Source organism: Devosia sp. (genome assembly GCF_017307565.1).
In the GTDB taxonomy this organism is placed as follows: Bacteria; Pseudomonadota; Alphaproteobacteria; order Rhizobiales; family Devosiaceae; genus Devosia.
The window spans coordinates 1-9,351 of sequence record NZ_JAFKHD010000200.1 but is presented as its reverse complement, the minus strand read 5'-3'; the positions used below and the strand labels follow the sequence as shown (position 1 = coordinate 9,351).

Annotated in this window: 11 protein-coding genes and 2 pseudogenes; 7 read left to right on the top strand and 6 right to left on the bottom strand. The window is 61.9% G+C overall.

The features are described from left to right. The first annotated feature begins 175 nt into the window (after window positions 1-175). The gene (locus J0I64_RS06280; RefSeq protein ID WP_291406746.1) at window positions 176-682 is read left to right on the top strand and encodes a hypothetical protein; all 507 of its coding nucleotides are present in this window, start codon (window positions 176-178) and stop codon (window positions 680-682) included. A 42-nt stretch (window positions 683-724) separates the two neighbouring features. Here J0I64_RS06280 and J0I64_RS06275 read toward each other — a convergent pair whose 3' ends face one another. Further along, window positions 725-931, bottom strand: coding sequence for a DUF1737 domain-containing protein (locus tag J0I64_RS06275; protein WP_291406745.1), 207 nt, complete (start codon window positions 929-931; stop codon window positions 725-727). A 72-nt stretch (window positions 932-1,003) separates the two neighbouring features. Here J0I64_RS06275 and J0I64_RS06270 point away from each other — a divergent pair, with 72 nt between their 5' ends. Beyond that, window positions 1,004-1,642: a carbonic anhydrase gene (locus J0I64_RS06270; protein WP_291406744.1), complete on the top strand. Its 639-nt coding sequence runs from the start codon at window positions 1,004-1,006 to the stop codon at window positions 1,640-1,642. Window positions 1,643-1,660: 18 nt separating this feature from the next. Here J0I64_RS06270 and J0I64_RS06265 read toward each other — a convergent pair whose 3' ends face one another. Then, on the bottom strand, window positions 1,661-1,915 hold the full coding sequence (locus tag J0I64_RS06265) for a hypothetical protein (RefSeq protein WP_291406743.1): 255 nt from the start codon (window positions 1,913-1,915) through the stop codon (window positions 1,661-1,663). Window positions 1,916-2,053: 138 nt separating this feature from the next. Here J0I64_RS06265 and J0I64_RS06260 point away from each other — a divergent pair, with 138 nt between their 5' ends. Further along, window positions 2,054-2,302, top strand: coding sequence for a hypothetical protein (locus tag J0I64_RS06260; RefSeq protein WP_291406742.1), 249 nt, complete (start codon window positions 2,054-2,056; stop codon window positions 2,300-2,302). Between the two features lie 106 nt (window positions 2,303-2,408). Continuing rightward, window positions 2,409-2,711: an EF-hand domain-containing protein gene (locus J0I64_RS06255; protein WP_291406741.1), complete on the top strand. Its 303-nt coding sequence runs from the start codon at window positions 2,409-2,411 to the stop codon at window positions 2,709-2,711. Window positions 2,712-2,723: 12 nt separating this feature from the next. On the opposite strand, the gene J0I64_RS06250 is transcribed toward J0I64_RS06255, so the two are convergent. Together J0I64_RS06250 and J0I64_RS06245 are read right to left on the bottom strand one after the other, a co-directional pair. Beyond that, entirely contained in the window at window positions 2,724-3,605 is an 882-nt protein-coding gene (locus J0I64_RS06250) for an EamA family transporter (RefSeq protein WP_291406740.1), read from the bottom strand. Window positions 3,606-3,764: 159 nt separating this feature from the next. Beyond that, the gene (locus tag J0I64_RS06245) at window positions 3,765-4,808 is read right to left on the bottom strand and encodes an aspartate-semialdehyde dehydrogenase (protein WP_291406739.1); all 1,044 of its coding nucleotides are present in this window, start codon (window positions 4,806-4,808) and stop codon (window positions 3,765-3,767) included. A 416-nt stretch (window positions 4,809-5,224) separates the two neighbouring features. On the opposite strand from J0I64_RS06245, the gene J0I64_RS06240 reads away from it, so the two are divergent. Then, window positions 5,225-6,415 carry an NAD(P)/FAD-dependent oxidoreductase gene (locus J0I64_RS06240; protein ID WP_291406738.1) on the top strand — a complete coding sequence of 397 codons (1,191 nt, stop codon included), beginning with the start codon at window positions 5,225-5,227 and terminating at the stop codon, window positions 6,413-6,415. Here J0I64_RS06240 and J0I64_RS06235 read toward each other — a convergent pair. Together J0I64_RS06235 and J0I64_RS06230 are read right to left on the bottom strand one after the other, a co-directional pair. Next, window positions 6,412-6,978: an acyloxyacyl hydrolase gene (locus J0I64_RS06235; protein WP_291406737.1), complete on the bottom strand. Its 567-nt coding sequence runs from the start codon at window positions 6,976-6,978 to the stop codon at window positions 6,412-6,414. The two genes, J0I64_RS06240 and J0I64_RS06235, sit on opposite strands and share 4 nt — an antisense overlap. 47 nt (window positions 6,979-7,025) lie before the next feature. Beyond that, on the bottom strand, window positions 7,026-7,613 hold the full coding sequence (locus J0I64_RS06230; RefSeq protein WP_291406736.1) for an acyloxyacyl hydrolase: 588 nt from the start codon (window positions 7,611-7,613) through the stop codon (window positions 7,026-7,028). Between the two features lie 243 nt (window positions 7,614-7,856). Between J0I64_RS06230 and J0I64_RS06225 the strand changes: the two are divergent. Together J0I64_RS06225 and J0I64_RS06220 are read left to right on the top strand one after the other, a co-directional pair. Beyond that, window positions 7,857-8,738, top strand: a pseudogene (locus J0I64_RS06225) (MsnO8 family LLM class oxidoreductase); the annotation flags it as partial. 87 nt (window positions 8,739-8,825) lie between these two features. Beyond that, window positions 8,826-9,351 (top strand): annotated as a pseudogene (locus tag J0I64_RS06220) (GGDEF domain-containing protein); the annotation flags it as partial.

Sequence of the window (9,351 nt, the reverse complement as noted above, 5' to 3'; positions counted from 1 at the left end):
AAGAGGTGGAAGTGGTGGAGATGGGGCTCGACGACGCCATCGCCGCCTGTGGCGATGGCCGCATCACCGACGGCAAGACCGTGGTGCTGATCCAGCACCTGCGGCTAGGAGAATTGACGATGGACCGCTAGGCACCGGCGCGCCTATCCTTGCCGCATAGCCAAGGGAGGCGAGCATGACGTCTAGAACGATCATCGGACTTGTACTGGGGCTTTTTCTCGGCCTTGCAGGCGGCGCGACAGCGCAGGACGCATCCACCATGGTGCTGGTGCCCGACGCACCCGGCGGTAGCGCGCTGGTGTCGGGCTGCTATCAGGCGGATCGGGCGCTTTACGGCGCCAACCGGTTCAGCTTCTGCCTCGAACGGCGCGGCAGCTATTCGGTACGGGCGCAGGGTGTGCGCTGCGAAGGCCGGCTCGACTGGCGCGCCTCGGGTCGCGATGTCACCATCGACCTGCGTCGTCAGAGCTGTTCGGGCCGCATGGCCTGGGCGGCAGCGACCATTACCTGCCGGCCGCGCGGCCTGATCGATCTCATTCTCTCGGAAATCTTCAAGAACCAGGGGCAGAACAACGAGCGCGTTCTGGTGCCGGACCGGCCGCAGGTGGGTTCGCTGCGCTGCACCTATCGGCCAAGCGTACCGGGAACGCCCAACGCAACTTTCGTCGCCCGCCGCATGTAGAAAGACGTGCGGGGCCGGCACGACCCTGCCCCGCAAACTGACTTAGAAATCGATCAGCTTCTTTTCCGGATCATAGGGCTGATCCCGCGCGACGCGGGTGACGGCTTGGCCACAGCGCATTTTCTTGGTCACTGCATCGAAGGCGTAAGTCGGGCTGCCGTGCAGCTGCCAGCCTTCGGAAAGTGCCTTGGTAACCTTGTGGCAAAACGCAGAATCGTCTTCGCCGGTGAGGAAACGATAGATAAGCATGCATACCCCCATTGCAGCGCAGGGTCCGCGCTGCGATTGATTCCAATGCCTCTTAGCGCTAATCGAGACAGCATGCACAGCTTTCCGAAAGAACTGCTCGACGGTCACGCCAATTTCATGACCGGACGCTACGCCCGCGAGAAAGAGCGCCTGCGCGATCTGGCCGAGACCGGGCAGAACCCTACGACAATGGTCATCGCCTGCTGCGATAGCCGCGCCGCTCCCGAAATGATTTTCGACGCCGGCCCGGGCGAAATGTTCGTGCTGCGCAACGTCGCTAATCTGGTGCCGACCTATCAGCCAGACGGGGGCCAGCACGGCACGTCGGCGGCAATCGAGTTTGCCGTCAAAGCGCTCAAGATCACCAATATCGTGGTGATGGGTCATGGCCGCTGCGGCGGCATCAAGGCTGCACTCGACCCGCAGATGAAGCCGCTCGACGAGGGTGATTTCATCGGCAAGTGGATGTCGATGCTGGGGGAACTGCCGAGCCAGCTCGGCCAGGCGAACCTGCTCACCTCCACCGAGCGGCAGACGGCCATGGAGCGGATCTCGATCCGCAACTCCATCCGCAACCTGCGCACCTTCCCCTATGTCGCCAAGCTCGAGGAAGAGGGCAAGATTGCCGTCCACGGCGCCTGGTTCGACATTTCGACGGGCGAGCTCTGGGTGATGGACCACAACGGCGACTTCATCCGCCCCGAGCTCTGAGCGCGCCGACATCCCCTGCTATTCCATTGCCCGGCTTGTCCGGGCAATTCTTTGTGGCGACACGAAAAAGTCAGTCGGCGGCCGGACGATCACTTGCGCGTGATCAATTGCCGCCTTTTCGCCGCCAAGTTGATCTTGGCGCGCTGAAATCGTGATCAGTTGATTTCGCCTGCCCGGCAGAACAACTGGCAACCTATTTCCAGTCCTGCCAAAAATTCCCAAAACACGCTGATAATGCGGGCCAATTTCATTGCCCGGAAATGGCCCAGACATCTGTCCGTTCACGCCTTTGTGTGGTCGGTTACCAGACACATTGACCCGTCAGTCTTTTGGTCACGGGCCGCAGGAGAGCAGCCCGTCGTTGGGAGATTGATCTCCCATCGCACGTTCCCAAAAACATGGAGCAACACCATGAAGAAGATCGTCCTTTCCTCCCTCGTTATTTTTGGCCTGACCGGCGCCGCGATGGCCCAGGCCGCAACCGATTTCGCCTCGGTCGATACCGACGCCAATGGCGGTGTGTCGCTGGTGGAAGCCCAGGTTGCCTGGCCTGACCTGACCCAGGAAGCCTTTGCGGCCGCCGATGTGGATGGCAATGGCGAGCTCAGCGCTGAAGAATATGACGCCCTGGTGGCTGCTAGCGCCGCCCCGGCCAGCTAACCGTTTTGCCCGGGCCTTCCGGGCAGTGCGCCACCCCGCCAATTTCGGGGTGGCGTCCGAATTTTGCGACCACATCGCCCAATCATTGACCACAGGAATTCCTCCCATGCGCAAACTCGCCCTCGGCCTCGTGGCCGCCAGCTTCATCGCTGCCCCTGTTCTGGCACAGACGCCCCTGACCTTTGCCGATGTCGACGCCAATGGCGATGGTCGCCTCAGCTATGAAGAGCTGCTGGTGGTCTGGCCTGACCTGACGGCCGAAGAATTCGCCGCTGCGGATGCCGAAGGGGTTGGTGGCCTCACCCCGGAACAGCTCAATATGCTGCAGCCGGCCAGCGTGCCAGCGCCGGCCGAGGCGGTCCCCGCCCCGCTCGAGGCACCTGCACCAACCGATTCGCTGACCAACTAGGCCAGCCCAGCATCAGTCGAGCCGGATCGCCGGCTCGACTGAGCGAGATTTGCGCAGGGTGACGATGAGCCCGGCAATGACCAGCAGACCACCCAAAATTTCGACCCCGGTGATGATTTCGCCCAGGACCAGATAGCCTGAAAGCAGGCCTGTGATCGGCACCAGAAGGGTGAACGGTGCGACGACCGAGGCCGGGTGGCGCCCGAGCAGCCAGCTCCAGATACCCCCGCCGAGCAGCGTTGCCGGATAGGCGAGGAAGGCGATGAGCGCCGCGTCCGACCAGGAAAAGCCCGCCAGTGCGGCCATGATCGCGTCACTCCCCTCCGTCAGCAACGACAGGGCCAGCAACGGCAACGGCGCGGCCAGCGAGCCCCAGACGGTAAAAGCGATTGCATTGACCTTGCCGGCCTTCTTGGTCAGCACATTGGCAAGGCCCCAGGCGAGCGCGGCCAGCAACACCATCAGCAAGGGCACGAAGCCGGCCCCCTCGATACGCTCGAAGGCGATGACGCCGATGCCGAGAAACGCAATTCCCGCCCCGATGACCTGAAACCGGCTCGGGCGCTCGCCGAGCAGCACGAAGGCCATGGCCATGGTGAAGAAGGCCTGCGTCTGCAGCACCAGCGAGGAGAGGCCGGCCGGCATGCCCCAGGCAATCGAGAGATTGAGGAAAGCATAGAGCGCGAAGCCGAAGGAAAGGCCAAAGGCAATGACGATCCAGGCCCGCGCTTTTGGCGGCCGCACGAACAAGATGGCCGGAAATGCCGCCGCAGCAAAACGGAGCGCGGCAGCCAGAATGGGCGGCAAGGCCTCGACGCTGAGTTTGATGACAACGAAATTGAAGCCCCAGATGGCAACGACCAGAAGGGCGAGAAGAATATGGCGGATGGGCATAGCGTAACGTCCGGTACGCAGGTCTTCTACGCCCGCAACGTCAGCGGCTCAAGCGCCTCTGACGCAGGGCAGGAATGACGTGGCCCCCGTTGGCCCATCTGGCGCCCGGAGCCGGATGGATCGCCGGGCCAAGCCCGGCAATCCGAAAGGCGCAAAAGATCAGGCGGCCAGGGCGCGCGGCTTGAGACCCTTTTCGATCAGGGCTTCGGCGATCTGGATGGTATTGAGCGCAGCGCCCTTGCGCAGATTGTCCGAGACAACCCACATGGCAAGACCGTTTTCGACCGTGACGTCTTCGCGGATGCGGGAGACGAAGGTGTCGTATTCGCCTACGGCTTCCACCGGCGTCGCGTAGCCACCGGCCTCGCGCTTGTCGAGGACGGAAATGCCAGGCGCTTCGCGCAGGAGATCGCGGGCTTCATCGGCAGAGATCGGCTTTTCGAACTCGAGATTGACAGCTTCCGAGTGGCCCACGAAGACTGGAACGCGCACGGCAGTGCAGGTGACCTTGATCTTGGGATCGAGGATCTTCTTGGTCTCGGCGAGAACCTTCCACTCTTCCTTGGTGTAGCCGTCTTCCATGAAGACATCGATGTGGGGAATGACGTTGAAGGCGATCTGCTTGGGGAACTTCTGCGGGGTCGGCGAGTCGTTGACGAAAATGCCCTTGGTCTGGTTCCAGAGCTCGTCAACGCCTTCCTTGCCGGCGCCGGAAACCGACTGATAGGTCGAAACGACGGCGCGCTTGATGGTTGCGGCATCGTGGAGCGGCTTCAGCGCCACGACGAGCTGGGCCGTCGAGCAGTTCGGGTTGGCGATGATATTGTTGCGCTTGGCATCGTTGAGCCAACGGTCGAGCACATGGCCGTTCACTTCCGGCACGATCAGCGGCACGTCGGAGTGATAACGCCAGTAGGACGAGTTATCGATGACGATGGCGCCAGCGGCGGCGATCCGCGGAGCCCATTCCTTGGAAATGGAGCCGCCCGCCGACATGATGGCGAAATCGACAGTCGAGAAATCGAAATGCTGCAGGTCCTTGGCCTTCAGCACCTTGTCGCCATAGGAAATTTCCTTGCCGATCGACCTGGACGAGGCGAGCGCGAACACCTCGTCGGCCGGGAACTTGCGCTCGGCCAGGATATTGAGAACTTCGCGGCCCACATTGCCTGTGGCCCCGACGACAGCGACGCGATAACCCATTTTGGAACTCCGGTCCCTTACCATTTCCGCCTCCCGCACGACGCACCCTGCGTCGCGGTCAGTGCTTTGAGCCTCTCCCCGGCGGGAGGGAACCCGGGGAAAAGCGTCAGGCGGTTTTGGTGGTTTTGGTCATGGCAAGCATGCCCCCGGCCGGAGGCCAGGTGGTCATAGAAACGGCGATGTGGCCGACGCTGCGCATGAAAATCAAAGCTCTCATATGAAAAGCAGGACTTCTCATACTCTCAAATAGGAAAGAGTCAATCTGCTTTGCCTTGCGGCGGCATTACCGAGGGGGGGGGGTGTCATCGCGTATGTAACACCATCTCGGCAAAACTGCGGTCTCTGCACCTCCCCCCTTGTGGGGGAGGCCGGGAGGGGGGTACGGGAGGGGAGAACGCGCCGCCGAAGGACTGAAAATGACCGACTTTGACATCATCATCCTGGGTGCAGGCGCCGCTGGGCTCATGGCAGGGATCGAGGCGGGCCGTCGCGGGCGGCGCGTGTTGGTGGTCGACCACGCCAAGAACCCTGGTGAAAAAATCCGCATCTCGGGCGGCGGGCGCTGCAACTTCACCAATATCAACGCCACCCACGTTCTGGGGCGCGAGCGGTTTCTCAGCAGCAATCCGCGCTTTGCGCTCTCCGCGCTATCGCGCTTCACGCCCGACATGTTCATCGAGCGGGTCAAGAAGCGCGGCATCGCCTTTCACGAAAAGACGCTGGGGCAGCTCTTTTGCGATGGGCCGGCGACGCAGATCGTTTCCATGCTGATCGACGACCTCCGGCAGGCCGGCGCAGCGATCTGGACGGGGCGCTCGGTCGGCACGGTCGAAAAAATCGATGAAGGCTTCAAGGTTCTGGTAGGGGACGGCTATGTCACCTGCGAAAGCCTGATCGTGGCGACGGGCGGCAAATCGATCCCCAAAATGGGGGCGACCGGCTTTGCCTATTCGGTGGCCAAGCAATTCGGGCTGACGGTTACCGATACGCGCCCAGCCCTCGTGCCGCTGACTTTTGAGGAAGGAAAGCTGGAAGAACTGAAGGAATTGGCCGGCGTTTCGACTGATGCGATCATCAGCCACGGCAAGACCAAGTTCCGCGAAGCCCTGCTCTTTACCCATCGCGGGCTTTCGGGGCCGGCGATCCTGCAGATCTCGTCCTACTGGCGCGAAGGCGACAGCATCTCCATCGATCTTCTGCCCGAGCAGGACGCGCTGGCCATGCTGCAGGCAGCGCGCAAGGAACAGCCGCGCAATCACGTCCAGACCGTGCTCGCCGGACACCTGCCCAAAAGGCTGGCGCAACTCCTGGGTGAAATGATCAACCAGCCCGGCATGATCGGGGATTTTTCCGACAAGAAGCTGCAGCCGGTCGCCGATCAGGTCAGCCGCTGGACACTGAAGCCGGTGGGCTCGGAGGGCTATCGTACCGCAGAAGTGACGCTCGGTGGCATCGACACGACCGGGCTCGACGCCAAAACCATGATGGCGCGGACGGTTCCCGGATTGTACTTCGTGGGCGAAGCAGTCGACGTAACCGGCTGGCTTGGCGGCTATAATTTCCAGTGGGCCTGGGCCTCGGGCTGGTCTGCCGGACAGGTCGCCTAAAACTTCCAGCCAAGGCGGATGCCCATATTGGTCAGGCCGCGATTGTCGATGCAGAGATTGGCATTGGACGCGTGCTCGACGGTAGCCATGATCGCGGCATTGGGCGAAAGCTGAATGCCAAGGCTCGCCGCTTCGTGGAACAGCAGCGTGCAGCCAAGACTGCGCGCCGGCATCGGCGTCGGGCCGACATTGTTGCCCGAGTGCAAGGCGCCGCCAAAGGCGACTTCGACGAAAACCGGCGAGTCGAAAATCGGAACGGTCCAGCTCGCACCGGCATAGACCATGCTCTCGAACCCGCCCATATTGAGCGTGGCGCCAATATGGGGCCGCAGCTCGCCAAGCGTGACCCACTCGGTCAGGCCCGGCGTATCGAACAGCAGTTCGACATTGAGGTTCTGGACGCGCTCGGCGTTGAGGACGCCGAGGACAGTCCCGGGTTCATCGACGCTATGAGCAAATATTCCGCCGCGAATTTCGGAAATACCAAAATCCTGCGCCAAAGCAGGAGCCGAACACAAAAGAAACACCGCCAAGGCGGCATTGAAGCTTCCCAAGAACGGCATAGAGGATATACCCCCAAGATCTCGGGGATATTATGCGCACGGAAGGCTTAGAACTTCCAGCCCAGGCGAACACCAAAGTTGGAGAGGCCATCATTGGCCTCGCAATAGTTGTTGTTGGACGTGTGCTCGTAAGTAACGGTGGCTGTCACATTGTCCGAGAGATTGGCGCCGATGCCAAAACGCTCATAAAAATTCACGCGGCAACCAAAGTTTTTGGTGGGTGCTGCAGCGCCGGTCAGGGCGCCATCGTGAATGGCCGCACCAAACGTACCTTCGAGGTAGATCGGCGTGTCGAAGATCGGCAATTGCCAGGTGAGGCCGGCATGCAGGAGGTTTTCCTTGCCCCCCAGATTAATGGTCGTCCCGATTTCGGGGCGGGGCGAACCGATCCAGCGAAAGGCATCGATGTCGGGCGAGACAAACAGCACATCGAAGCTGAGGCTCCGGACTTCCGTGATCTGCCACTCATTGACCAGAAACGGCAGCATGGCCCCGTGCACATTGTAGGCGTGCAGACCAAAGCGCAGTTCATCGACGACGCCTGCCAGCGGATGTGGATCGAGCAGGCTCTGCGCGCTGGCGGAGCTGACGCCCGCCGTGCACAGAAATGCCGCCATAAGGATGGAACGCCGCATAACAACTCCCGTATTGAGGTGAGGCTATAACACGATCGTGCAAAATGTGTGAGTCTCTGGAAATCCATCGGCAAATGCCGATATAAGCGAGACATCCAGTTGGAGTCTCCCATGCCCGCCAGTTTCAAACTTTCCCTGCAGGATCTCGCGCCCATCGCCCAGGGCAGCTCTACGGCCGAGGCCATGGCAGAAACGGTGAAGCTGGCACAGGCGGCGGACGGGCTGGGTTAGCGGCTCTGGTATGCCGAGCACCATGGCATGCCCTCCATCGCCTCTTCGGTGCCGGAAATCCTCATCGGCAGCGCCGCGGCGGCCACCAGAGGCCTTCGCGTCGGCTCGGGCGGCGTCATGCTGCTCAACCATGCGCCACTGCGCATTGCCGAAGCCTATCGCACGCTTGAAGCGCTGCATCCCGGCCGCATCGACCTCGGCCTTGGCCGGGCGCCCGGCGGCGACGGCTATGCCATGCGCGCCCTGCGCTCGGGCGGCGGCGAAGAATTTTCCAATTATCTCGCCGAACTGATGGCCTTCGACGAAGACAATTTTCCGACCGACCATCCGTTTTCGCGCGTACCGGTATCGCCCGGCGGCATCCGCCTGCCGCCGAAGTGGTTGCTCGGCTCTTCGGGGGCCAGCGCCCAGGCTGCGGGACAGATCGGCTTCGGCTATGCCTTTGCCGCCCATTTTTCCCATACGCCGGCCGCACCCGCCTTTGCCGCCTATCGCGATGGCTTTGTGCCGTCGCAGGATTTCCCCGAGCCGCGCACCATTCTTTGCCTCTCGGTCATCGCCGCGCCCACTGAAGAGGAGGCAAAATTCCTCGCCACTTCGCAGGCGGTGAGCTGGGCGCTCTTCGTCACCGGCGAACAGCGCCAGCTGATGCCGCCGGAAGAGGCAGTGACGCGGCTTGAAACGCTGACGCCGCAACAGCGGCAGGTGATTTCCCATCAGGGAAGCCTCTGGATGGTCGGCAGCGCCGAACGCATGGCCGAGGAAATCACCGAGAAGGCCCGAGAGGCCCAAGCCGACGAGGTGATGATCACCACCACAATCCACTCTTATGACCTGCGTCGGCGATCGTTTGCGCTGCTGGCCGAGGCGCTGGGCGTTACCCCTCGCGCCTGACAGTTTTGGCAGGGTTTGCTCCTGCGTCTTAAGGGTCTATTACGGAAAAGATGGCACATTGTGCCATCTTCTACGCCGGATGCGACCATGAGCGCCGCAGGCTTTGTTCTGGCCATAAATCTCTTCATCGCTGGCATATTCGCGACGGCCTTTGCCGTCGTCGCGGCCCATTACCGCCTCGCCATCGGAGCCCGCTGGCTCTGCGCCGCCTACGCCATCGGCATTCTCAACGGCGTGCTCGAGTTTATCCTGCCCCACCAGGCGGATGCACGGCCGACCTCCCTTGCCATCTTTGCCGCTTTCCTCGCCTCGATGACTCTCTGCAACATTGGCCTTGCGCGCCACTATCGCGTTCGGGTGCCATGGCGGTTGCTCGCCGGAGTCGTGTTTGTGTCTTTGGCGGTAAACGTACTGATCCTCGAAATGCCGCGCGGTTCGCTGCTGCGTGGCCTGCTCTATCAAGCCCCTTATGCGATAATGAACATAGTCGGCGCCCGGATCATCCTGTCGCGCCCGGCAAATAGGGCCCTCGACCTCGCGCTTCTGGCACTCTTCCTGCTCAGCGCCCTCAACTTCATCGCCAAGCCGATCCTCGCCATGCTGATTGGGTCGG

Coding starts and splice junctions, on each gene's coding strand:
- J0I64_RS06235 (WP_291406737.1), bottom strand. CDS start 6,978: ATGCCGTTCTTGGGAAGCTTCAATGCCGCCTTGGCGGTGTTTCTTTTG.
- J0I64_RS06280 (WP_291406746.1), top strand. CDS start 176: ATGACGTCTAGAACGATCATCGGACTTGTACTGGGGCTTTTTCTCGGC.
- J0I64_RS06275 (WP_291406745.1), bottom strand. CDS start 931: ATGCTTATCTATCGTTTCCTCACCGGCGAAGACGATTCTGCGTTTTGC.
- J0I64_RS06270 (WP_291406744.1), top strand. CDS start 1,004: ATGCACAGCTTTCCGAAAGAACTGCTCGACGGTCACGCCAATTTCATG.
- J0I64_RS06250 (WP_291406740.1), bottom strand. CDS start 3,605: ATGCCCATCCGCCATATTCTTCTCGCCCTTCTGGTCGTTGCCATCTGG.
- J0I64_RS06230 (WP_291406736.1), bottom strand. CDS start 7,613: ATGCGGCGTTCCATCCTTATGGCGGCATTTCTGTGCACGGCGGGCGTC.
- J0I64_RS06265 (WP_291406743.1), bottom strand. CDS start 1,915: ATGTCTGGGCCATTTCCGGGCAATGAAATTGGCCCGCATTATCAGCGT.
- J0I64_RS06240 (WP_291406738.1), top strand. CDS start 5,225: ATGACCGACTTTGACATCATCATCCTGGGTGCAGGCGCCGCTGGGCTC.
- J0I64_RS06245 (WP_291406739.1), bottom strand. CDS start 4,808: ATGGGTTATCGCGTCGCTGTCGTCGGGGCCACAGGCAATGTGGGCCGC.
- J0I64_RS06255 (WP_291406741.1), top strand. CDS start 2,409: ATGCGCAAACTCGCCCTCGGCCTCGTGGCCGCCAGCTTCATCGCTGCC.
- J0I64_RS06260 (WP_291406742.1), top strand. CDS start 2,054: ATGAAGAAGATCGTCCTTTCCTCCCTCGTTATTTTTGGCCTGACCGGC.